The organism is Ectobacillus sp., assembly GCF_056992975.1.
The window spans coordinates 24247-47312 of the sequence record NZ_JBXKMX010000057.1; the positions used below are offsets into that span (position 1 = coordinate 24247).

A 23066-nucleotide genomic window follows, 5' to 3' on the forward strand; every position below is an offset into this window, starting at 1 on the left:
AGGAATAGTCTCTCCTTTGAGTCATCTCGTACCCTTACTTACAAATCTCTCTTAAATCTGAAATGACTTGTTCTGCCTCTTCCCAAGTGTATACAGTCGCACCGGAAGCAAGTGGATGACCACCGCCGTTATATTTCATTGCCAAGGTATTAATAACAGGTCCTTTTGAACGTAACCGCACACGAATGGAATCTTCTTCTTCTAAAAATAGTACCCACGCTTTAATTCCTTCTATATTACCTAACACACCCACAATGCTAGATGCTTCATTTGCCTTTACATGAAATTGTTCCAAAATTTCTGGCGTGATTTTTATATATGCTGCCCCTTCTTCTGTTGATTCAAAATGCTGTAAAATGTAACCATTTAATCTTGCTAAGCGCGGATTTGTTTTATACATTTGATTATAAAGATTAGGAAAATCAAGACCCGTTTCGATTAGATTTGCTGCATATCGAAAGGTTTTTGGCTTTGTATTAGGAAATAAAAATCTTCCGGTATCTGCCACAATACCTGCATATAGTAATCGTGCCGCTTCTTGAGATAGAACAAAACCTTTATCTTTTCCGTACTCATAAAGTTCATATATCATTTCACTGCATGAACTTGCAGTCGTATCTACCCAAAGAATGTCACCATATGGATCTTCATTCGGATGATGATCAATTTTAATTATTTTCTTTCCTTGCTTATAGCGCTGATCACATACTCTTTCTTCATTTGCTGTATCACAAACAATAACAAGAGCTTGTTCATATACTTGATCGTCAATTTCATCCATGTCTCGTAAAAACGAAAGAGACTTCTCATTTGCACCTACCATGTAAATCTTTTTTTCAGGGAAAGATTCTTGGAGGATGGTTCCTAGCCCACATTGTGACCCAATGGCATCAGGATCTGGACGAACATGGCGATGTATAATGATTGTGTCATATTCTTTAATTGCTTGCACTATTTGTTCTTTCATGTCCATATTTCTCCTTCAGATTGTTAGTTTATTAATACAATTATTCCTTCCTTCTATCGGTCAATAAATTGCACCATAAGAAGCGCTTTTCCGACAATCGCCCCTTCTTGTTGTACCTCTACGTCGACCTTACCAAATTTCCGGCCAATTTCCATTACTTTTGGATGTATTTCAATAATCGAATCAATTTGAACTGGTTTTACAAAATAAATCGTTAAACTTTCTACAACTAAATCGCCCTTTTTCTGTGCACGTAAGGCACGGCTCGCGGATTCCGTTAAGATTGTAGTAAATACACCGTACGACAATGTACCAATGCTATTTGTCATTTGTGGTGTAACGGAAAAGCGGTATATATTATCGGGTCTTGCTTCCTTTTGTGATAGAAATTGATTGGTTACAATGTCTTCAATCGTTTCCCCTACCTGAGGCTGTCTTTGTATCATTTGCAAAGCTTGCAATACATCACGGCGACTAATAATTCCTTGTAATCTTCCGCCCGCATCTACTACCGGCAACAATTCAATGCCTTCCCAAACCATCATTCTTGCTGCAGATGCAACCGAAACTTTCCCACCTACAGTAATTGGATTCTTCGTCATAATCTTATCAAGTGGAACGTCCTTTGAAACATCAATAATATCTTTTGGTGTAATCATCCCAATTACTCGCATCGTCTCATCCACGATAGGATAACGTCCGTGCATAGATTGTTCACTCTGATTATGCCATTGTTCTACTTTATCGAAAGGCTTTAAATAAATCGTCTTACTAAGCGGTGTTAAAATATCTTCCACAAGAACGATTTCTTTTTTTATCAGTTGATCGTAAATAGCACGATTAATCAGCGTTGCTACGGTAAATGTATCATAGCTACTTGAAATAACCGGCAATTTCAGTTCATCTGCTAAATGTTTCACATAATCTTCCGTATCGAAGCCACCTGTTATCAGTACGGCTGCCCCTGCTTCTAGAGCCAGTTGATGCGCCTGTGTACGATTGCCGATAATTAGTAAATTCCCTGCTTCCGTATATCGCATCATCGCTTCTAGCTTCATTGCACCAATCACAAATTTATTTAATGTTTTATGCAATCCTTCACGTCCGCCAAGTACCTGTCCATCTACAATATTTACAACTTCTGCATAGGTAAGTCGTTCTATATTTTCTTTTTTCTTTTTTTCAATACGAATCGTTCCAACTCGTTCGATTGTGCTAACATAACCTTTATTCTCTGCATCCTTTATAGCACGGTATGCCGTTCCTTCGCTTACAGTCAAATCCTTTGCAATTTGACGTACGGAGATTTTATTTCCTACCGGCAAGCTGTTGATATATTCTAAAATTTGATCATGTTTTGTAGCCAAATAGCCTCACCATTCTTTCCATTCCGCTCTATTTTCCGTTACTACTTATTTACAGTATACTATATTTTTTAAACTGTTACACTATTATTCCCTATGTCTGTATTATTTTTCTTTATAACAAATGAATATCATTCTGGTTAGGATTAGAACTCCTATGTAAGGTACAAATTGGTATGTAGCATGTATTGTAGTGGGAAGATTCGAAATTATGTGTATAACAGTTATAAAAGAACAGGATATCCTGTTCTTTTATAACTGTATGAATTCCGATGGCGCTAACACTTTTCCATTGCCAGCCTTAAGTTTTGAAACAAACGCAAAGGCATCTTGCTTAATAAGAGGAAATGTATCGTAGTGAATAGGAACTATAATCTTCGCTTTTATCCATTCTGCTGCAACTAATGCATCTGCGGGCCCCATCGTAAAATTATCACCAATGGGTAAGAATGCGATGTCAATGGTATGCAAAGTCCCAAGAAGCTGCATATCAGAAAACAGAGCTGTATCCCCTGCATGATAGATAGTTTTCCCTTCTGCTGTAAATAAGACTCCTGCCGGCATCCCTGTATACATAATTGTCTTAGATGTCTCATCAATGTAACTAGATCCATGGAATGCTTGTGTAAATTTGACTGTGCCAAATTCAAATTCGTGCCTGCCGCCAATGTGCATAGCATGTGTACGAACGCCTTGCCATGAAAGAAATGTTGCAAGTTCAAACGGCGCAATAACAAGTGCATCATTTCGCTTGGCAAGTAACACCGTATCCCCTACATGATCGCCATGTCCATGTGTAAGTAAAATCACATCCACTTTTACATCCTCTACGTGCAAATCTGTTTTAGGATTACCTGTAATAAACGGATCAATTAAAATAGTGGTTAATCCTGTCTGAATTTTTACAACCGAATGACCATGGTACGAAACTAACATTCTAATCCCTCCTTACTTTCTATTTTACCTAAAACTTAGCGTTCTTGTCTTTTTTTATAGTGGTTACTTGTAACAAAAGAGAAAAACGATGTAAAGTTAATACGTACACTGAAATGGAGGGACTACTTATGCAACAACGCTTGCAGCATGTAATGAATTGGTTACAAACAACAGAGAAAGAAGCAGCCTTTATTACTTCTACTTCTAATGTATTTTACTTAAGTGGATTTTATTGTGAACCAAATGAAAGATTGCTTGGTTTATTCGTGTTCCAAGAAAAAGAACCCATCCTCATCTGTCCAAAAATGGAGGAAGGCAAGGCAAGAACTGCAGGATGGAACTATGAAATCATTGGATTTAATGATACAGACAACCCTTGGGAAATGGTATCACATTCTATACGCGCACAAGGCATTCAAGTTCATACATTAGCAATTGAAAAGGAACATATGAATGTCCAACGATACGAAGCCTTATGCTCTTTATTTCCATCTGCTACTTTTACAGCAGCCGAAGAAAAATTGCAAGAATTACGTCTCATCAAAGATGAGAAAGAACTTTCTATTCTTAGACAAGCAGCTCAAATGGCCGACTATGCAGTGGAACTTGGTGTCAGTCAAATTGCTGAAGGCAAATCTGAAATGGAAATTCTATCTACCATTGAATACGAAGTAAAGAAACGTGGCATTACCAAAATGTCCTTTAGCACCATGGTCCTAACTGGTGCCAATTCTGCGTTGCCTCATGGAGAGCCCGGAGATAATAAGATTAAACGCGGAGATTTTGTACTGTTTGATCTTGGCGTTGTGATTGATGGCTATTGTTCTGATATTACACGTACTGTTGCTTTCGGTAACATATCAGAAGAACAATCCCGTATCTACAATACTGTTCTTACGTCTGGATTACATGCAATTGACATTTGTAAACCAGGAACTAGCATCGCTGATGTCGACCGAGCAGCACGCTCTTTCATCGAAAATGCAGGCTATGGAGATTATTTCCCTCACCGCCTTGGTCATGGATTAGGAATTAGCATTCATGAATATCCATCCTTAACCAATGTTAATAAGAATACGTTGCGCAAGGGAATGGTCTTTACAATTGAACCTGGTATTTACGTACCGAATGTGGGTGGTGTTCGCATTGAAGATGATGTGTACATTACTGACACAGGTGTGGAAGTGCTAACTAAGTATCCAAAAGAATTGCAAATAATAAAGTAACCTTACAGAGTAAATCAAAAAAAGTGTCCAAAAAGAAGAGTTTTTTTTGGACACTTTTTTTGTTTAAGATAGTGCTGGCATTTTCTCTAATGCTTCTGTTGCAGATAAGTAAGGAACTCCATGTGCATCGGCTACAGCCTTGAATGTAACATATCCGTTCAACGTGTTAATACCTTTCAAAAGAGCGCTATTTTCTAAACAAGCCTTTTTATACCCTTTGTTTGCAATCTCAAGAGCATAAGGCACGGTAACATTCGTTAATGCAAGCGTAGACGTACGTGGAACGGCACCAGGCATATTAGCTACCGCATAATGTACAACGCCATGTTTTACATAAGTAGGTTCATCATGTGTAGTAATACGATCGGTTGTTTCAAAAATACCACCTTGATCAATTGCAATATCAATCACTACAGAACCAGGTTCCATTGAAACAATCATTTCTTCTGTTACAAGTTTTGGAGCTTTAGCACCCGGAATTAATACAGCTCCAATAACAAGGTCAGATTCTTTAACCGCTTCTGCGATATTATAAGGACTTGACATCAAAGTTGTAACGCTATGACCAAACATATCATCAAGCTGACGTAATCTTGCAGCATTCAAGTCGATAATTGTTACATGCGCTCCTAAACCTACTGCAACCTTGGCTGCATTTGTACCTGCAACACCCCCGCCTACAATTGTAACTTTTCCTCGTTTTACTCCTGAAACTCCTCCTAGTAAAATTCCTTTTCCGCCTTCTTGCTTTTCTAAGTATTGAGCTCCAATTTGTGCAGCCATACGACCAGCAACTTCGCTCATAGGTGTAAGAAGTGGGAGAGCTTTATTTTCAAGCTGTACCGTTTCATATGCAATACCAACCACTTTATTATCGAGAAGCGCTTTTGTGAGCTCAGGCTCAGGGGCTAAATGAAGATAAGTAAATAAAATCAACCCTTCTCTAAAATAGCCATACTCACTAGGAACAGGTTCTTTTACTTTTATCACCATTTCCATATCCCATGCTTTTGCTGCAGAATCTACGATCGTTGCGCCTGCTTGCACATATTCCTCATCTTTAAAACCTGATCCGAGACCGGCACCTTGTTCCATATATACTTCATGCCCACTGTGAACGATATGCAAAACTCCACCTGGTGTAAGCGCGACACGATTTTCATTGTTTTTAATTTCCTTAGGAACCCCAATACGCATGTTTTGTCCTCCTCCAAGTTGTGCAATATTATTTTTTCTACACCCATTGTAGATTACCGTAGAAAATTGCATTTAATTAATATGCTATAAATTGTAACACTTAGATCAATTGGACATGTATTGAACGTAAGATTTTCTGACATTCTAATTTTTATCTATGTCGATGAATGACATCAATGCCGCCTGTAATTTCCATACAAGTTCCAGTTATCATATCAGAGTCATCATTACATAAGAAGAGAATGGCACGTGCAATATCTTCACCTGTTCCAGATCTTCCAATTGGGGTGTGACTATCCTTTTGCAGCCTCGCCATGTCAATCGACGCTTCCTTCATTTTCCCAGTAATATCCCCTGGGCAGACCATATTTGAAGTAATTCCATATTCAGCCTCTTCATAGGCAATGGTTTTCGTTAATGAAACAAGTCCAACCTTGGCAGCTGCAAAAGCCGAACGATAAATCCAGCCAGGTGCACTCTCAGCATCTTGAAATCCATAGTTTATAATCCGGCCAAATTTTTGTTTTCGCATAATAGGGATCACTTTTTTTAACAAGTAGAATACCCCATGCAGATTTCCATCAATCATAGAGTGCCATTCATCATCTGTATAATCAACTAGTCGTTTTCTTTCAAACACATAGGGTCCTGCATTATTTATTAAACAATCAATTCTACCAAATTTACTAATCGTTTCCTCTACCACCCGATATAAGTCTTCTTTTTTTGTAACATCTGCCTGTATAAGTTGTAAATTTTGCGGCATACTAGAAAAGTCTTGTTTAAGCAAATTAGCTGATTCTTGATCGCTTCGATATGTAACCGTAACGGAATATCCTTGTTTTAAAAACGCTTCCGTTACCTTTCTACCTAATCCTTTTGAACCGGCTGTAATGAGCGCATGTCTCAACTAAAGCCCCTCCTCGTTATCATATACATCATATGTAACAATTTGTCATGAAAATTACAAATAAGATGCCTTGATTTTCTTTTTTTGAATTCTGTAACATTTCTGTCAATACAATTAGTCAGTTTAGTTGTATAATAAAAGTGTAGAAAGTTATTTCTAGTGAAATAAGGGGGACTCCAATATGTCAACACAATACCAAAATATTCTGGTTGCAGTTGATGGTTCGAAAGAAGCTGAAAAAGCATTCAGAAAGGCCATTCTAGTTGCAAAACGTAATAACTCAAAATTGACTATCACTCATGTTGTTGATGTTAAAGCATATTCAGCAGTTGAAGCATATAGTCGAGCAATCGCAGAACGGGCAAATGTATTCGCCGAAGATTTGCTTGAAGATTATGAAAAAATTGCCGTAGAAGCAGGAGTTCAATCCGTAGAAACCGTTCTAGAATTCGGAAATCCAAAATCTAAAATTTCTAAAGAAATCGCGCCAAACAACAAAGTAGATTTAATCGTTTGCGGTGCTACAGGATTAAATGCAGTAGAACGCTTCTTAATCGGTAGTGTATCTGAACATATTATTCGCTACGCATCTTGCGATGTCCTTGTCGTAAGAGGAGAAGATGGAAAAGGCGAATTGTAATTACAAAAAGCGGAGCTGATTTATTAGCCCCGCTTTCTTATTCGCTCAATACGAAAAAAGCGTGACGTATGCGTCACGCTTTTTTCGTATTGCTTTGTTTCAAGATCATTTTTACTTTTTGTAAAGCTGCCTCTACTTGTGCGAAGCCAGTTCCACCTTCGCTATTACGACGCTGAACGGCTGCATAAGGTGATAGCACCTCATATAAATCCGAATCAAACAATGGACAAATGTCTTGATACGTTTCAAGAGGGAGATCAAGTAAATAGATACCTTTTTCGATACAAAGTAAAACAAGTCGTCCAACAATTTCATGTGCCTGACGAAACGGCAAACCTTTATTTGCTAAATAGTCTGCAATTTCAGTAGCATTTGAAAAATCCTTCTGAACCGTTTGTTTCATATGTTCTTCTTTTACTTGCATCGTTTCAATCATACCAGACATAATGTGTAGGCTTGTTTGTATCGTTTTCACCGTATCAAACATGCCTTCTTTATCTTCTTGTAAATCTTTATTGTAAGCCAGTGGAAGACCCTTCATAATCGTTAGCAAGCCGAACAGATTTCCATATACACGTCCAGACTTACCACGAATGAGCTCAGCCATATCAGGGTTTTTCTTTTGCGGCATAATACTACTTCCCGTTGAATACTGATCGCTCATTTCAATAAATTGAAATTCCTGACTGCTCCATAAAATTAATTCTTCACAGAAACGGGATAAGTGCATCATAAGAATCGATGAATGACTTAGAAATTCTAGAATAAAATCACGATCACTTACTGCATCCATACTATTTTCGTAAATGCCATCAAATTCTAGTAGTGAGGCGCTATAAGACCGATCAATAGGAAATGTCGTACCAGCGAGCGCACCCGCTCCTAACGGAGAAACATTAATCCGTTTTAATGAATCTTCTAAGCGTTCCTTATCACGTTCTAGCATCCAGAAGTAAGCTAGAAGATGGTGTGCAAAGGATACAGGCTGTGCACGCTGCAAATGCGTATATCCTGGCATAATTGTTTCAATATGCTTCTCTGCTTTTTCAACGAGAACTTGTTGAAATGCTTCAATTTGGGGAATCGTATTTCTTACTTCTTTACGTAAATACAAATGCATATCGGTAGCCACTTGGTCATTACGACTACGAGCAGTATGTAGCTTCCCGCCGACTTCCCCAACTTTTTCAATTAGCATTTTTTCTAAATTTAAATGAATATCCTCATTTTCTACGGTGAACGTTAGCTTATTTTGCTTTGCTTCTTCTAGAAGCTCCTGAAGACCTATTTTAATTGTTTCAACGTCTTCAGAGGGCAGTATGCCGCATTTCCCAAGCATTGTCACATGAGCTATACTTCCTTCAATATCCTCGATAACAAGGGCTTTATCAAAGGAGATAGAGGCGCCGAATTCATCTACCCACGCCTCTGCAGTTTCAGTGAATCGGCCACCCCAAAGTTTTTTCACGCTTCCACCTTCTTGTTACTATTTACTTGACTGTATACTTTTGTTGGCAGACCGTACAATGAAATGAAACCAACAGCAGCAGCATGATCAAATTGATCTTCTTTTGTATACGTAGCTAAGTTTTTATCATAAAGAGAGAACTCTGATTTTCTGCCTTCTACAATAGCATGACCTTTAAACAATTTTACACGTACTGTACCTGTAACATTTTTTTGTGTTTCTTTCAAAAATGCAACAAGAGCCGTACGAAGAGGAGAGAACCATAATCCATTATAAATAAGTTCTGTTAATTGTTTTTCAACAATTGGTTTAAAGTGAGCAACTTCTTTTACAAGTGTTAAATCTTCAAGTTCTTTGTGAGCTGTAATTAATGTCATTGCCCCTGGACATTCATACACTTCACGAGATTTAATTCCAACAAGACGGTTTTCAACATGGTCAATACGTCCAATTCCATGTTTTCCAGCAATCGTGTTTAACTGTTTAATCATTTCAGCAACTGTGTAAGAAGTACCATTTAATGATACTGGAACACCAGCTTCATAACCAATTTCAACCATTTCTGGTGTATCAGGAGTATCTTCAAGAGCTGCTGTCATTTCATATGCATCTGCAGGAGGAGCTGCCCATGGATCTTCTAGAATTCCACATTCATTTGCACGTCCCCATAAGTTTTGGTCGATAGAGAATGGGCTGTCTAAATTGATTGGAATAGGCACATTGTTTTGTTTTGCATATTCGATTTCTTCTTCACGAGACCATTTCCATTCACGTACTGGAGCAATAATTTCTAAATAAGGATTTAATGCTGTAATAGAAACTTCAAATCGTACTTGGTCGTTTCCTTTTCCTGTACAACCATGTGCTACTGCATCTGCTCCTTCTTGTTCAGCAATTTCAACTAATTTTTTAGAAATTAACGGACGGGATAGAGCAGAAACTAGTGGGTATGTTCCTTCATACAATGTGTGAGCTTGCAAAGAGATAAGTGCATAATCATTTGAAAATTCCTCTTGTACATCTAAAACAACAGATTTAATTGCTCCGACAGAAAGGGCTTTCTCCTGTACAAAGGCTAAATCTTTTCCTTCACCTAAATCAAGACAACATGCAATTACGTCGTATCCTTTGTCTTGTAACCATTTAATTGCAACGGAGGTATCCAAGCCTCCAGAGTATGCTAACACGACTTTTTTATTTTCCATTTATAAATCCTCCTCTATAAAAAAGAATAAATATTCATTAAATGTTATTTAAATTCATAATCATACTTTAACAACTTTCAACTTAAGATGCAACAATTATTTTTGAGAATTTTAAACAATTCCTTCGAAGTTTTTCCTAACATCGTATAGAATAAAAGAAGCAAGGGGGAGAAATCATGGAACATTATTTCATATTCAATGAACGACTTGGAATTGCAACACCTCACATTGTTGAAGATTGGGACGAGATTTCTGTGTATACACAACAAGGGATTTTGCTGAAATGGGAAATGATACGAGGAAGAATACCGGATCGAATTGCAGATTTAGAAAACAACATCCGCTCGAAGCAAAACCAGCTAGATAACGAAGAAAATTTCAAAATTTCTTGTATGTTAAATAGCGAAATTGCAGAACTTGCTTCTATCATTAATGACCTATGGCTTTGGTATCGAACGAACCAGGATATATCAACTGGGAAAACACATGCATAGAAACACATAATTAGAACGATAATCGTTTCACAGGAAGCTACCAATGCTTACTACCCATTTAAAAATAATGAAAAAGGCTTCCCTAGTAGCTTACAGTAAGCTACCGTGGAGCCTTTTTCATTGTATGATACCGCTTAAGATTGTTTTTCATATAAATAACGCATCTGATAAAAACGATGAGCAAAATCTGTTACATTTCGTGTCAGTCTATAATTAAAAATTGATCCTACAGCAACGCCAATCATTGGAATTCCTTGGATAAGTTTTCTTCTTGCAGAATGAATGACAAACATTTTTATACTTTGTTTTAATACTACTAATAAAGATCCACTGTCGATAACTTCATCGACTCCTTCATAGAAAAACGGCTCTTCTTCATAGTGCTTTATATCATGCACTAAGTCATACCATGCAGCTTGTTGCATACGTAGTGGTAAAATGGATGCATGAAATACTTTAAGAGCAAGCATCATTTCATACGGTCGATTTACATTATACCCATATGAAGTTGCAATAATTTGAACAGCCTTTAGGTTAATAGCAATCATAACAGGAAAATCAATAGATAGAAATAGAAAGCCCCCTGCACCAGTTGCCCCGCCCTGTACAAACGAGTACAAACGATGCCGAGCAATTTGATTCTCAGCAATATACATAAGTTGGTCGATAGATAGTTTGCGTAAATCCTCAATATATTCTATCGTTTCATCAAAAAGGCGAGCGCTAGAAAGAATTCTATTTCGCGCATCTAGTTGGGATTGTGAGCTATGAATCAATGCATGGAGATGGAAAAGCCATCCATCTATCCTTGCAAAAAATTCATTTTGCTGATTACTTGAAAGCTGAGAGAAAGTACGGTTTAGCCATTTATCAAACGCGAGTTGAAAGTCTGTTACCTCTTGTTCTTCCAACTGGTTTTCCCAATGCTGGATTTCATTCCAAAGTTTCTGTTCACGCAAAGAAAGCCCCACAAGAAACCACCCCTTGTCACGAAGACATTTTTCTATATTATACCATAGAGAAAAATAGAGGAGATAGTCCAGTTATACATTAGCTACTCGCATCACATCCCGTGCAATCATTACTTCTTCATTCGTTGGAATCACAAGTATTTTTACAGGTGAGTGTGGATATGAAATGCATGCTTCTTCCCCATTCACATAGTAATTTCGTTTCTGATCACAATATACTCCCATAAATTCTAACCCTTCGAGAATACGTTCACGTATCATTGCACTGTTTTCTCCAATACCTGCAGTAAAAATAATTGCATCCATCCCTTTCATTCTAGCTGCATAGGAACCTACATACTGATGAATACGATTAACAAATATATCGATTGCATATTTCGCTCGTCTACTTCCTTGTTTCTCTGCTTCAATAATATCCCTTAAATCACTTGAAATACCCGAAATTCCAAGTAAACCACTTTTCGTATTTAACACTTCTACCACTTTTTCAACTGATTGGTTTGTTTTTTTCATGATATAAGGGATTAATGCCGGATCAATATTCCCTGAACGCGTTCCCATCGGTACTCCTGCAAGTGGAGTGAACCCCATCGATGTATTAATGGATTTTCCATCTTCTACCGCCGCGATACTCACACCACTCCCTACATGGCATGATAAAAGCCGCAAACTTTTTAATGGCTTATGTAAGAATAATGCCGCCTGCTGCGTAACATATTTATGAGAAATACCATGAAAACCGTATTTACGAACACGAAAGTCTTCATAATATTCATAAGGCACGCTATATAAAAATGCCTCTTCCTTCATTGTTTGATGAAAGGCAGTATCAAAAACTGCGACAGAAGGAACATGAGGTAGTACCTTCCTAAATGCTACAATACCTGTAATATTCGCTGGATTATGCAAAGGAGCTAGTTCGCCTAACACCTCAATCTCATGAATAACCTCGTCTGTGATCAAAGCAGAATCCTGAAATATTTCTCCGCCATGGACAACACGATGGCCAATACCGCGAATTTCATCTAGCGACTGAATAATATGAGAACTTGTTAAAGCGTTTACTAACACTTGTACAGCCTCACCATGGTTAGCTATATCAAAGACCGCAGTCGTTTCATTTCCATTTATCGTCATTTTAAAAATACTATCCTTCATGCCGATTCGTTCAATCAAACCTTTTGTAATAACATTCTCACTAGGCATTTCAAATAACTGAAACTTTAAAGAAGAACTTCCAGAATTTATCGCAATAATTTTTGACATACTTGTTTCATCCCCTTCTTTTCCATGTCTTTATTGAAACAATCTACCCTTAAAAAACATCCCTATTAAAATATAAACATCGTAATCCTTTTAATTCAATCATGATTACGAAATCAAAACAAAATATACACATATGTTAGATTTGTGAAGGGTATAAAGAAAGGTGAAACTACACAAATTCTCGAGTTTCACCTTATCTCATTTCTATACTGAACGTATGAAATCTGTTTTTTATATACACGACTTCATTATTTTGCTTGCTTATTATCTTGAAACCAAGCAGTAATTTGCGCCATGATTTGTTCCATTCCAGTTCGGTTCGTAAACTTTGGCAATTCCGCTAGCATCGCTTGTTTCGGAGGATTTACATAATCCCCTTTCTTTTGCAGTATAAAAATACTTTTCGCCTGCTTTTCATTTGCAAACATGGATACCGGCAATTGCATCACACCTTGTACATAGCACGTTTCCTGTAAGAATGTGTGTAATTTTTGAGCTTGCTCACTCTCAAATAAAGAGTTTGGAATGAGAAAGAACAAATATCCTCCCTCTTTCGTATATTTCATACTTTGCTCCATAAATAGATGATGAGAAAAGGACATACCATTTTCTGCGCGTAAAGAAAATTCTTTCGCCCGTTCTTCGTTTGGATAATACCCTATAGGTAAGTCACACACGACTGCATCTACTGGATCAATATATAGCGGAGCTAATCCATCCTGGTTAAAAAATTCAATGGCATGCTTTTGTAAATTGGCATTTACATAAGCAAGGCGTAATAATACATCATCCACTTCTACTGCATATCCCGAAACGGATGTTTCCTGATCACGTGTATTAAAAATAGTTGTCAGTAAATTTGCCGTTCCTGCTGCCGGATCTAAGATTGAAATCTGTTTCTTTCCTTCAAAAAACCGAGAAAACAAATAGCTTATGAATAACCCAACTGCATCTGGTGTCATTTCATGATGAGCTTGTATGCCTTCTTTCATTCCTTTTAGCAAGCAAAGCTGAAATGCCTTTCGAATATCCTCACTCGTATAGGAACTGTTTTGATATGTATTGTACTCCGTTTGTAATCGTTCACTGGTAGACGTATGCAGTCCATGTTGGAGAATGGACCCTTCAAACAGATTGTCTCCCGTTTCAATTAATGCTTCTAAATATGTCACATCGAGTTCTTTACGAAGTAAAATCGATGATGTATCAAAGATTGAAAAAAGCGTTTCTACCGCTGTACTCATTACATAAACCTCCCTGTCCAAATCATACACATAGGTTATATCATATCACGATACAACCAGCAACAGAATAGATGCAGATGAATTACTAGACAAAAAAACGCCCTCCTAGAAGAGGACGTTCTCAATCAAAGTACGATTATTTTGCAGCTTTTGCAGCTTCAATCGCAGCTTCATAATTAGGATGAGTTGTGCCTTCACTTACATATTCTACGTAAGTTACTTTATCTTCACTATCTACAACGAATACAGCACGAGCTAATAAACGAAGTTCTTTCATAACAGTTCCATATGCTTCACCAAATGATAAATCACGGTGATCTGAAAGAGTTACAACGTTTTCTAAGCCACTATTTGCGCACCAACGTTTTTGTGCAAATGGTAGGTCATTGCTGATAGTTAATACTTTAACGTTACCAATTTTAGAAGCTTCTTCATTGAAACGACGAGTTTGTGCGTCACATACTCCTGTATCAATTGAAGGAACTACACTAATTAATTTTACTGCACCCTTGTATGAATCCAATGTAACGGGAGATAAATCATTTGCTAAAACTGTAAAATTAGGTGCTTTGTCCCCTACTTTTACTTCTGTACCAAGTAATGTAACTGGATTCTTTTTAAACGTAACTGTTGCCATCTCGACATCCTCCTTATAAACAAATATGTACATTATAAATGATAGAGATATTATAAATAGAATGCAAATAAAACAGCTTCATTTTTATAATTAGAAAGCAAGCACACGAACAAGGATGAAGCGAGTTTCTCCATCCTTGTTCGTTATTTTTAAAGTAAAGTGTCATCCACACTTTTGGATACATCTCCACGTTTTTGAAAAAGCTCTTGTACTTTTTCAATAGCCTCGGGAGCGTATTCAACTATTTTATCTAGTAAATGGGAATGTTCATCTAGATGTAACAATTTTATTCCTTGTCCAGTTAGAATTAGAAAAGCAACCGGTGAGATAGAAACACCGCCACCACTCCCACCACCAAATGCAAAATCGCCTTCTTCATCCTGCTTTCCAAATTCACTTCCACCAGCTGCAAATCCGAAGCTTGCCTTTGAAACGGTGATAATAACACTTCCATCCGGAGATAGAATCGGCTCGCTAAGTATTGTATTCACATCAACCATTTGTTTTACATGTTCCATGGCAGTTGTCATTAACCCTTGAATAGGATGTACTGTCATACCATTACCTCCTTCTACCTTTCCATTACACAGACCACTTTATTTTCAATTTCAAATATTTTTATTTTCATTTGCATGAACAACGATTGTATGCCGTTTATGCATATAACGAAATAGGCAAAGTACAAAATAGAGCAGATGAAATGTGCGAAAAGAAAGAATGCACGTTAGCTCTGAAATGGTTAGCGTTCTATCATATACAGGAGTAACTGCAAGCTTAGGCAATGTTTTCACCTTTGTGTACGTACTAAGAATTCCAACCATCAGCCCCTTTACAGACCATATGAATCCTGAATACAGTCCCGTGCTAGCTGCATCCCCTGTTCCAATATGAGAACACCATGAAAATTGTTTCACTTTGACTTTGCGAAAGAAGTCTTTGCTTATAGTATGGATATCTACCATGCTTTTTATCAGGTCTGATATTTTTTCAATGGTATACAATAAGAAAGGTTCATGAGGCATATCTTGTTTCGTATCATTTTCCCTGGATTCCGTTTCTTTCTTTTGAAATTTTTTCACAAGTGCAATTACATCAAATGTATAACGAATGAACAAAATTCTCACTTGTACGTGTAGCTGTTGTTTTTCTTCCGAATAGAATGCCATCAATTTGATGGAAATGGTCGTAATTAATAGAACTAGAAAAAGTGTAAGTAACAGTATAAGTACGAGTACAAACCAATGCATATCCGCTCACCCTTTCACTCCGTTCCCATTATTGACTGATTCTATTCGAAATAAACCTCATTCGTGCATCATGGTTTCAAGAACAAACTCATATGCCATTTACTGTAATTTATTATATACAATCATTCCATCAATTACCGTCATTGTAACCTTGGCATTTGCAATATTATTCGGCGGCATCGTGACTAGATCGCTATCTACAATTGTAAAGTCAGCCTCATATCCTAAGCCAATGATTCCTCTTACCTTTTCTTTATGGATAGCCTTAGCACTTCCCTTTGTATAGAGTGAGATTGCTTCAAATGAGGATAAGCATTCCTCTGGTTGATAGCATCTTCCCTCTGCATCTAGTCGTGTAACCGCTGCATGAATAGAGGCGATCGGACTTACATCAGAAATGGGTGCATCCGATCCCCCTGCACATTCCAATCCCTCCTGCAACAATGTTTTCCACGCGTACGAATAGCGCAAACGCTCAGATCCTAGTTTTTCAATAGCAGATGGAAAATCCGAGCTGACGAAAATCGGTTGAATGTCTAATACAACGGAAAGATGTTTAGCCCGTTGTATTAAATCACTACGCAGCACTTGACAATGGATAATTCGATCACGCATACCGTATGGAGGTGGATACGCCTCTATTGCTTCTACCACGTATTGGAATGCTAAATCCCCAATTGCATGTATGGCTACCGTTCTATTGACTTGTCGTGCCTGTTTTACAAGCATCGCTACTTCTTCCCGCTCCAATACAGCGATGCCTTGGGTGTTAGGCATATCAGAATACGGTTTACTTAAAAGTGCAGTTCGTCCTCCTAAAGAGCCGTCTACAAACATTTTAATTGCTCCGAATTCAATATAATGTTCATCTGAATGGTCGTGGAGATGTGCCATTTCAGCATAATGAACGAGCAAATGAGCTTTAAACGGTGTGTTCTTCATACAACGACGATACGCTTCATACGTATTTTCAAATCCATCGTAATAGTGCAAATCCTCCGTATGTCCTCCTACAAGCCCCTTTTCATAACAATCCTGAATAGCTATCTGCAGGGCATGTCTAACATATTGTTGACTATTTTTCGGAAGTATATTGTATACCAATTGCTGTGCATTATCATGTAATACACCAGTTAATCCTTGCTCATCTCTGGCAATGACTCCGCCCTTTGTGTCTGTCACGAACGTGATTTCCGCTTGCTTTAGCACATTTGAATTTACAAGCATAGCATGCCTACATACTCGTTTTAATACAATAAAATGCTTATGCGATATGGCATCTATGTCTTTTTTATGAATGATTTTCGTATCCACAAATCTATTTTCATTCCAGCCCTCTCCAATAATCCATTCTCCTTCTGGCGTTTCTTTCACTCTCTCTTCTACAAGCGCTACCATCTCGGCATAGGATGTACAGTCTGTTAAATCAAGTCGTAATAAACGCTCACCATGACCAATGAGATGTAGATGACTATCTACAAAACCCGGAAACATCGTATTTCCTTGTATATCGTGATAGGTGTCAATATGATAGATTTTGCATAATCTTTCCTTCGTCCCTATGTCTATAATCCTTCCATTATTTACATATACAGCTTCTACCGTTTCTCGTTCTGCCCGCATCGTATAAATCGTTCCCCCATACCACAATTCTCCCATCATACGCCCTCCTCTTTTTTTCCCAGTATAAAAAAGAAAAGGTAAACAGGAAAGAAATATTTTCCTGTTTACCTTTTCATCTTGATAATTTTCTATTTATATTGCCTTACTCTGCAGCTGGCTCTAATTCACGTTTACGAAGCTCAATTCGGCGTATTTTCCCCGATGTTGTTTTCGGTAGTTCATTGACAAACTGAATTTTGCGCGGGTACTTATATGGTGCTGTCAATTCTTTAACATGATTTTGCAGCAAAAGAATTAGTTCTTCATTTTCAGTAATATTTTCCTGTAATACGATGAACGCTTTTACCACATGCCCTCTTACTTCATCCGGACTTGCAACAACCGCACATTCCCTTACATACGGATGTTTTACAAGGGCATCTTCAACCTCAAATGGCCCGATTGTATATCCGGAGGAAATAATAATATCATCCCCACGCCCTTCAAACCAAAAGTAACCATCCTCATCCATTTTTGCTTTATCTCCCGTAATGTAATAATCCCCGCGGAATTGCATAGCAGTTCGTTCTGCATCTTTATAGTAATGCTTAAATAAAGCCGGCGTACTAACATGTACTGCAATATCTCCAACTTCTCCAACACCTACAGGCTGTCCATCCTCATCTACGATTTGTACTTTATTACCAGGCGTCGGTTTACCCATAGATCCCGGTCTAATTTCCATTCCTTTCAATGCACCCACCAGTAATGTATTTTCTGTTTGACCATATCCATCACGCACACTCACCCCAAAATGATGTCGGAATGTGTCAATAACTTCTCTATTTAATGGCTCTCCTGCCGAAACAGCACTATGAAGAGCAGGAAGCTGATAGGTTTCAAGGTTCTCAACCTTCGCCATCAAGCGATATTCAGTTGGAGTACAGCATAAGACATTAATATTATATTCACTTAATAAAGTTAGATACGTTTTCGGCTCAAATCTACCAAAATATACAAATCCCGTTGCGCCTGAACCGAGGGTAGCTAGGAACGGACTCCATATCCATTTCTGCCAACCTGGGCTAGCAGTCGCCCATACAATGTCGTTTTCTTCAATAGCAAGCCAATTTGGTGCACTCGTACGTAAATGCGCAAACGCCCAACCATGAGTGTGTACAACGCCTTTGGGATTCCCTGTCGTACCAGAAGTATATGACAAGAACGCCATGTCATCGCGTTTTGTCGGTGCAGCAACTAAAATCTCACTTTCTGTTTGAAGCTTTTCCTTTATGCTAATCCATCCATCTATTGGATCGTCACCTACAACAAATGTACGTATAGTAGATAATGCCTCAATACCTTCAAATTGTCCTACATAAGGAGCATAGCTGACAATTGCTTTTACCTCACCATGGGCAATTCGATATTCAATATCCTTTTTCCGAAGCATTTCTGAACTAGGAATGACAACAAGCCCAGCTTTAAGTGCTCCAATATAAATCATATATGCTTCAATAAGACGCGGTACCATAATTAAAATTGTGTCTCCTTGCTTTAGACCTTCCTTTACTAAAGCGTTTCCAATTTTATTTGCACCATGTATTAACTCTTCATACGTTACCTGCTTTGTTTCCCCTGTTTCATCTCTCCAAATTAGAGCAAGCTTATTCTTTTGCACAGCATATTTTTCAAATTCTTCCACAAGATTATACTGCATAGGTGCTATCAATTGTTCACGATTCATTCCTCATCCCCCTTTACTTTTCATAATTAGGAATATTCTGTATATATAAGTCATAATCCTTTAGAAAATACCCTTTTTTTTACAACAAACATCTTTATATTTCGACATTGAACTATGCAACGTATTTTTAACAACTAAAAGAGGACGGGGAGAAGTCCCGTCCTCATATCCATATATATTTCATTATTTTGTATATCCACCAAGCGCCATTGAAACAAGACGCTTTGTAATTTCGCCACCTACAGAACCATTTGCACGAGATGTTGCTTCAGGTCCAAGAGTGACACCAAATTCAGAAGCAATTTCATATTTCATTTGATCGATTGCTGATTCTGATCCTGGTACTACTAAATTATTTGTATTTGCCATGTGTAATCACCTCCTTGTGACTATAGAATGTGACGAAACACATTGCATCATACATATGTTTTCATGGTAATTTATACCTTATATTACTTGATCTATACGCTTTTTAAAAATGAAAACGAAAAAGCCACATGTTATTGAAGTTTAATAAAGGAATACCTGATTACTTACATTCACAAATTTCATTATTACCCAAAAAGGAAGAAATATGTTAAAACATTTATATTTTAACGAAAAAAAAATGATTGGATAAGTTTTCTCTCCTCTAATCCAATCATTCTCTCTTGTCTTCATATCTGTTGTTCTTCTTTTGTAAATTCCTCTATTCTTTGTACAACGCCTGGTTCCACTTTTTCTAATACAGAAGCTGCCATCTCTAAAGAAGCTTTATACTGGTATTCACGAAATAGCTTTTCAGCACTAAATAAACCTGATGCTATCTCATTGTGTTGACTACGATATCTATTACCATATTGTATTAATCGTTCCACTAGGTTCGCTTGTTCAATCATTTCGTTTGTATATTCATACATATTCGTTACAAGAGTCTCTGCCTCACCCAGTATACGATTTACTGTGCCCATATTTAATGGTTTTTGCTCTAACTCCTCATATACTTGTTGAACAGCTTGCTGTGCGCTCTTTAAACTTTCTAACGTTTCTTCTGGTAAACCAGGTAAATTTGATTTTTGAATAACACGCTTTGTTTCCATGATCATTTTTCTCATTCGTTGTAGACTCTCACGTGCTTCAAATTCTTCTTTTCGCAATGTTTGCATCATATCCTTATATTGGCTATGAAGCTCTTGCAACTCGTCCATTTGACGGCGAATGCTTTCAAGTTGTTCACGAATAACTGAAAATGCAACATCTTCATCTGCGATTTTAAGTTGCAACGTATCGAAACGCTTTGTAAGTATATTCACTTGTTTTTCTACGTACTTTTGTACTTCCACATCTTCATCACTTAATTGATAGCTTTGTTTGACAAACTGTGTTTCTTCCTTCGTTTTTAAGGATTGCTCACGAATTTTGTGTAACTCTTCATTCATTGAATCAATATCTTTTTCAACGTAATACTTTGCCGTCACTTCATTTTCAAGCTGATCATAAAGGGTATCCATCTTGCTCTTTATTAATTCGATATGCTGCTTCGCATCTTCGATTTTCACATTTTTAATATCATCAAGACAATGCTGCAATTGCGTTCGTAATTCCCTTACCTCTCTTGGAATTTCCAAATGATTGAGTACATATCCCTGCTTTTTCATTTGTTCATAGCCTTGCAATAAATCTTCCAGCTGCGTTGGCATATTTGTTTGACACTCGGTTTGAAGAATTGGTATCTGCTTCAGTAATTCTTGTAAATATGAAATTCCTTGTTCTAAATTTTTTACAATATCTCTAGCCTCTAAATAATTTCCTTTGTCTGTTGCTTCATCAAATAATTGAAACTTCTTTTGTTCTTCATCTAGAAGTTCTTCTAACTTTTGCTCTGCCAGTGTAAACGTATGTCGATACGCGAGTACGTTCTTCTTTAATTCCCTATATGTATTACGAAGCTGTTCAATTTCTGTACTGTTTTTCTCGAAGCTTTCCATTAGCTCCTGCAATTCAGCAAGAATGGCTTCAATACTTTTCTCAGCTTCTGCTAAGGTAGTTCCAGCTTGCTGTATGGAAAAGCGCGCTTTTCGAAATGAAAACTGTGCCGTACCAGACTCAGCATTTTGCAATTCCTTTTCAGCCTGTGGAATGACATTCGAAACTGTTTCATCCCATTCATTCCGCCACTTTTCAAACAGTTCTTCTGTTTGACCGGTTAAATTTAAATCCTTTACCCGTTTCAATTCATCAGCTACCGGTTTATTCTTAATTTCTTCTTTCCATACCTGTAATTGATCAATTTCCTTATATAAACGATTTTTTATCAAAAGTTGTATCATGAGCAACGCAATAACAATGCTCACAACAATGATGATAATCGTCAAAAATGAATCCATTCTGTACCCTCCTCATTCTCGTTTATTATCCGTTCCGCTTTGTGGAAGGCGTAATCTATATAAGTGTGTAGAAATAGGTGTTCTCAATGTATCTATGATACCATGTAATTCATTATTTTTAACCTAATTTTTTTGAATTTTTCCAGTATTATTCCCGTTTTTCCAAACAAAAAAGTGGCTCAACAACTCATAGTATGTTTGATAAGCCACTTTTATCCAATCGTACTTTTACTATATATTTAAAAAAAAGTCCCTGCTTTGGATTGTACTACTTCACCTACTGTAATCGTTTGATCTAACCATTCTTTCACCTCTTTTCTATAGGTCTCTACAAAATACCTTTCAGAAGGGAAGGTATGCAATACTTCCGAAACATATTGCGAATACAAGTAAGGAACACTTATCATCCCTTTCAACTGTGCCATAAAAATAGGAAAAGGAAGCTTTCGAAATTTCCGTTGTTCAATTCCACTTTGAATAATCGTATAAAAATAATATTTTTCACGAATAAAATACGTCGTCATAATTTCACGAATAAGTATGCTATCAAGTGAAATTTCTCGATAAAAAAAACGAGACAGATGACGATTATCTGATTGATATTGTAAAATGTTATCTACGATTACGAATAAAGTTTCCTTAGGGGATAATGTAGACAACCTTTCGAACCCAGCTTCTAACACACGAATATAATTTTCCAGAAAATTAGTGACCAAAAACTCGCGCAATCCTTGTTTTCCTGAGAAATAATACGAAATATTTGCTGCGTTCACATCAGCTTTCCTAGCAATATCTCGAACAGAAGTACCATCAAACCCTTGTGTATTAAATAAAAATACTGCAGCATCAATGATTTTTTGTTTGGTTGAGGTCACATTTTTCACCCTTTCAAAGAGGCTCTTATTACTAATTTCTTGACATTTCTCAGAAATCCCTTTAGTTTTCTATCGACAAAGATAGGTCTGATTCTACAATAATAAGGAGGAAGTTCATGTTTACATCACAAGGATATAAAGGGACACGTGAGAAAAATTACGAGCTAGTCATTGATCAATTAAAGGCACTTATTCAGGATGAAAAAAATGTCATTGCAAATATGGCAAATGCTTCTGCATTGTTGAATCAATTTCTAGAACATATTAACTGGGTCGGCTTTTATATGTTAGAAGAGCAAGAGCTTGTTCTCGGACCTTTTCAAGGATTACCTGCCTGCATTCGAATTCCACTCGGAAGAGGGGTCTGCGGAGCAGCAGCCCAATCAAAAGAAACACTTGTTGTAAATGATGTACACCAATTTCCTGGTCATATTGCTTGCGACGCTGCGTCTAACTCTGAAATCGTAGTCCCGATGATTAAAAACGGGAAAGTTATAGGTGTACTTGACATCGATAGCCCGGACCTAGCACGATTCGATGAGATCGATCAATATTACTTAGAATTATTCGTTGATGCACTCATGTGCCAAATGTAAAAGTTAAAAGTAATTTATATTTTCTTGACCTAACATGTATAAAAAGTTATAATAGCATTTGTGTAAAATATGCAGCCTATGAGAATGAGTTTATGTTTGTATTTTGTT

At 37.2% G+C, this 23066-nt stretch carries 22 protein-coding genes; 4 read left to right on the forward strand and 18 right to left on the reverse strand.

Annotation, left to right across the window (positions count from 1 at the left end; translation table 11 throughout):
- Positions 1 to 34: 34 nt before the first annotated feature.
- The 3 genes from AC11ZT_RS02725 to AC11ZT_RS02735 all read right to left on the reverse strand — a co-directional run bounded on the left by AC11ZT_RS02725 (position 35) and on the right by AC11ZT_RS02735 (position 3267).
- The gene (locus AC11ZT_RS02725) at positions 35 to 967 is read right to left on the reverse strand and encodes a DHH family phosphoesterase (protein WP_484058135.1); all 933 of its coding nucleotides are present in this window, start codon (positions 965 to 967) and stop codon (positions 35 to 37) included.
- Positions 968 to 1020: 53 nt separating this feature from the next.
- Entirely contained in the window at positions 1021 to 2334 is a 1314-nt protein-coding gene (locus AC11ZT_RS02730; RefSeq protein ID WP_484058136.1) for a DRTGG domain-containing protein, read from the reverse strand.
- 249 nt (positions 2335 to 2583) lie between these two features.
- Positions 2584 to 3267, reverse strand: a complete 684-nt coding sequence (locus tag AC11ZT_RS02735) for a metal-dependent hydrolase (RefSeq protein WP_484058137.1) — start codon at positions 3265 to 3267, stop codon at positions 2584 to 2586.
- 128 nt (positions 3268 to 3395) lie between these two features.
- Between AC11ZT_RS02735 and AC11ZT_RS02740 the strand changes: the two genes are divergently transcribed.
- Positions 3396 to 4493: a M24 family metallopeptidase gene (locus AC11ZT_RS02740; protein ID WP_484058138.1), complete on the forward strand. Its 1098-nt coding sequence runs from the start codon at positions 3396 to 3398 to the stop codon at positions 4491 to 4493.
- A 63-nt stretch (positions 4494 to 4556) separates the two neighbouring features.
- Here AC11ZT_RS02740 and ald read toward each other — a convergent pair whose 3' ends face one another.
- A complete protein-coding gene (gene ald, locus AC11ZT_RS02745; RefSeq protein WP_484058139.1) occupies positions 4557 to 5690 on the reverse strand; it encodes an alanine dehydrogenase in 1134 nt (377 codons plus the stop codon).
- 151 nt (positions 5691 to 5841) lie between these two features.
- Positions 5842 to 6600, reverse strand: coding sequence for an SDR family oxidoreductase (locus tag AC11ZT_RS02750; RefSeq protein ID WP_484058140.1), 759 nt, complete (start codon positions 6598 to 6600; stop codon positions 5842 to 5844).
- 181 nt (positions 6601 to 6781) lie between these two features.
- Between AC11ZT_RS02750 and AC11ZT_RS02755 the strand changes: the two genes are divergently transcribed.
- On the forward strand, positions 6782 to 7240 hold the full coding sequence (locus AC11ZT_RS02755; RefSeq protein WP_484058141.1) for a universal stress protein: 459 nt from the start codon (positions 6782 to 6784) through the stop codon (positions 7238 to 7240).
- A gap of 73 nt (positions 7241 to 7313) precedes the next feature.
- Here the strand turns inward: AC11ZT_RS02755 and argH are convergent, their stop codons facing one another.
- Positions 7314 to 8708 (reverse strand): argininosuccinate lyase, encoded by a 1395-nt coding sequence (gene argH, locus AC11ZT_RS02760; RefSeq protein ID WP_484058142.1) that lies wholly within the window; start codon positions 8706 to 8708, stop codon positions 7314 to 7316.
- A complete protein-coding gene (locus tag AC11ZT_RS02765; RefSeq protein WP_484058143.1) occupies positions 8705 to 9913 on the reverse strand; it encodes an argininosuccinate synthase in 1209 nt (402 codons plus the stop codon). The genes argH and AC11ZT_RS02765 overlap by 4 nt, the downstream gene beginning before the upstream one ends.
- A gap of 176 nt (positions 9914 to 10089) precedes the next feature.
- Between AC11ZT_RS02765 and AC11ZT_RS02770 the strand changes: the two genes are divergently transcribed.
- Positions 10090 to 10407 (forward strand): radical SAM protein, encoded by a 318-nt coding sequence (locus tag AC11ZT_RS02770; RefSeq protein ID WP_484058144.1) that lies wholly within the window; start codon positions 10090 to 10092, stop codon positions 10405 to 10407.
- A 134-nt stretch (positions 10408 to 10541) separates the two neighbouring features.
- Here AC11ZT_RS02770 and AC11ZT_RS02775 read toward each other — a convergent pair whose 3' ends face one another.
- The 11 genes from AC11ZT_RS02775 to refZ all read right to left on the reverse strand — a co-directional run bounded on the left by AC11ZT_RS02775 (position 10542) and on the right by refZ (position 22362).
- Positions 10542 to 11378, reverse strand: a complete 837-nt coding sequence (locus AC11ZT_RS02775; RefSeq protein WP_484058145.1) for an EcsC family protein — start codon at positions 11376 to 11378, stop codon at positions 10542 to 10544.
- 72 nt (positions 11379 to 11450) lie between these two features.
- On the reverse strand, positions 11451 to 12644 hold the full coding sequence (locus tag AC11ZT_RS02780; RefSeq protein WP_484058146.1) for an acetate kinase: 1194 nt from the start codon (positions 12642 to 12644) through the stop codon (positions 11451 to 11453).
- A 248-nt stretch (positions 12645 to 12892) separates the two neighbouring features.
- Entirely contained in the window at positions 12893 to 13888 is a 996-nt protein-coding gene (locus AC11ZT_RS02785) for a class I SAM-dependent methyltransferase (RefSeq protein ID WP_484058147.1), read from the reverse strand.
- 136 nt (positions 13889 to 14024) lie between these two features.
- Positions 14025 to 14525 (reverse strand): thiol peroxidase, encoded by a 501-nt coding sequence (tpx, locus tag AC11ZT_RS02790; RefSeq protein ID WP_484058148.1) that lies wholly within the window; start codon positions 14523 to 14525, stop codon positions 14025 to 14027.
- A gap of 149 nt (positions 14526 to 14674) precedes the next feature.
- Positions 14675 to 15082: a GerW family sporulation protein gene (gene ytfJ / locus AC11ZT_RS02795; protein ID WP_484058149.1), complete on the reverse strand. Its 408-nt coding sequence runs from the start codon at positions 15080 to 15082 to the stop codon at positions 14675 to 14677.
- 51 nt (positions 15083 to 15133) lie between these two features.
- Positions 15134 to 15772, reverse strand: a complete 639-nt coding sequence (locus tag AC11ZT_RS02800) for a DUF2953 domain-containing protein (protein WP_484058150.1) — start codon at positions 15770 to 15772, stop codon at positions 15134 to 15136.
- A 99-nt stretch (positions 15773 to 15871) separates the two neighbouring features.
- Positions 15872 to 17431 (reverse strand): amidohydrolase, encoded by a 1560-nt coding sequence (locus AC11ZT_RS02805; RefSeq protein ID WP_484058176.1) that lies wholly within the window; start codon positions 17429 to 17431, stop codon positions 15872 to 15874.
- A 106-nt stretch (positions 17432 to 17537) separates the two neighbouring features.
- On the reverse strand, positions 17538 to 19121 hold the full coding sequence (gene mbcS, locus AC11ZT_RS02810; RefSeq protein ID WP_484058151.1) for an acyl-CoA synthetase MbcS: 1584 nt from the start codon (positions 19119 to 19121) through the stop codon (positions 17538 to 17540).
- A gap of 183 nt (positions 19122 to 19304) precedes the next feature.
- Positions 19305 to 19490 (reverse strand): alpha/beta-type small acid-soluble spore protein, encoded by a 186-nt coding sequence (locus AC11ZT_RS02815; RefSeq protein WP_484058152.1) that lies wholly within the window; start codon positions 19488 to 19490, stop codon positions 19305 to 19307.
- 287 nt (positions 19491 to 19777) lie between these two features.
- Positions 19778 to 21487, reverse strand: a complete 1710-nt coding sequence (gene ezrA / locus AC11ZT_RS02820; RefSeq protein WP_484058153.1) for a septation ring formation regulator EzrA — start codon at positions 21485 to 21487, stop codon at positions 19778 to 19780.
- Positions 21488 to 21726: 239 nt separating this feature from the next.
- Complete coding sequence (gene refZ, locus AC11ZT_RS02825) at positions 21727 to 22362, reverse strand: forespore capture DNA-binding protein RefZ (protein WP_484058154.1); 636 nt, start codon at positions 22360 to 22362, stop codon at positions 21727 to 21729.
- A 116-nt stretch (positions 22363 to 22478) separates the two neighbouring features.
- Here refZ and AC11ZT_RS02830 point away from each other — a divergent pair, with 116 nt between their 5' ends.
- Positions 22479 to 22958: a GAF domain-containing protein gene (locus AC11ZT_RS02830; RefSeq protein ID WP_484058155.1), complete on the forward strand. Its 480-nt coding sequence runs from the start codon at positions 22479 to 22481 to the stop codon at positions 22956 to 22958.
- Positions 22959 to 23066 lie beyond the last annotated feature (108 nt).

What these genes read in the sequence shown, in the direction of transcription:
- ald (WP_484058139.1), bottom strand. Translation starts at nt 5,690, where the DNA reads ATGCGTATTGGGGTTCCTAAGGAAATTAAAAACAATGAAAATCGTGTC.
- AC11ZT_RS02735 (WP_484058137.1), bottom strand. Translation starts at nt 3,267, where the DNA reads ATGTTAGTTTCGTACCATGGTCATTCGGTTGTAAAAATTCAGACAGGA.
- AC11ZT_RS02740 (WP_484058138.1), top strand. Translation starts at nt 3,396, where the DNA reads ATGCAACAACGCTTGCAGCATGTAATGAATTGGTTACAAACAACAGAG.
- AC11ZT_RS02785 (WP_484058147.1), bottom strand. Translation starts at nt 13,888, where the DNA reads ATGAGTACAGCGGTAGAAACGCTTTTTTCAATCTTTGATACATCATCG.
- mbcS (WP_484058151.1), bottom strand. Translation starts at nt 19,121, where the DNA reads ATGAATCGTGAACAATTGATAGCACCTATGCAGTATAATCTTGTGGAA.
- AC11ZT_RS02780 (WP_484058146.1), bottom strand. Translation starts at nt 12,644, where the DNA reads ATGTCAAAAATTATTGCGATAAATTCTGGAAGTTCTTCTTTAAAGTTT.
- tpx (WP_484058148.1), bottom strand. Translation starts at nt 14,525, where the DNA reads ATGGCAACAGTTACGTTTAAAAAGAATCCAGTTACATTACTTGGTACA.
- AC11ZT_RS02800 (WP_484058150.1), bottom strand. Translation starts at nt 15,772, where the DNA reads ATGCATTGGTTTGTACTCGTACTTATACTGTTACTTACACTTTTTCTA.
- ytfJ (WP_484058149.1), bottom strand. Translation starts at nt 15,082, where the DNA reads ATGACAGTACATCCTATTCAAGGGTTAATGACAACTGCCATGGAACAT.
- AC11ZT_RS02830 (WP_484058155.1), top strand. Translation starts at nt 22,479, where the DNA reads ATGTTTACATCACAAGGATATAAAGGGACACGTGAGAAAAATTACGAG.
- ezrA (WP_484058153.1), bottom strand. Translation starts at nt 21,487, where the DNA reads ATGGATTCATTTTTGACGATTATCATCATTGTTGTGAGCATTGTTATT.
- AC11ZT_RS02815 (WP_484058152.1), bottom strand. Translation starts at nt 19,490, where the DNA reads ATGGCAAATACAAATAATTTAGTAGTACCAGGATCAGAATCAGCAATC.
- AC11ZT_RS02805 (WP_484058176.1), bottom strand. Translation starts at nt 17,431, where the DNA reads ATGGGAGAATTGTGGTATGGGGGAACGATTTATACGATGCGGGCAGAA.
- AC11ZT_RS02725 (WP_484058135.1), bottom strand. Translation starts at nt 967, where the DNA reads ATGAAAGAACAAATAGTGCAAGCAATTAAAGAATATGACACAATCATT.
- AC11ZT_RS02755 (WP_484058141.1), top strand. Translation starts at nt 6,782, where the DNA reads ATGTCAACACAATACCAAAATATTCTGGTTGCAGTTGATGGTTCGAAA.
- AC11ZT_RS02770 (WP_484058144.1), top strand. Translation starts at nt 10,090, where the DNA reads ATGGAACATTATTTCATATTCAATGAACGACTTGGAATTGCAACACCT.
- AC11ZT_RS02765 (WP_484058143.1), bottom strand. Translation starts at nt 9,913, where the DNA reads ATGGAAAATAAAAAAGTCGTGTTAGCATACTCTGGAGGCTTGGATACC.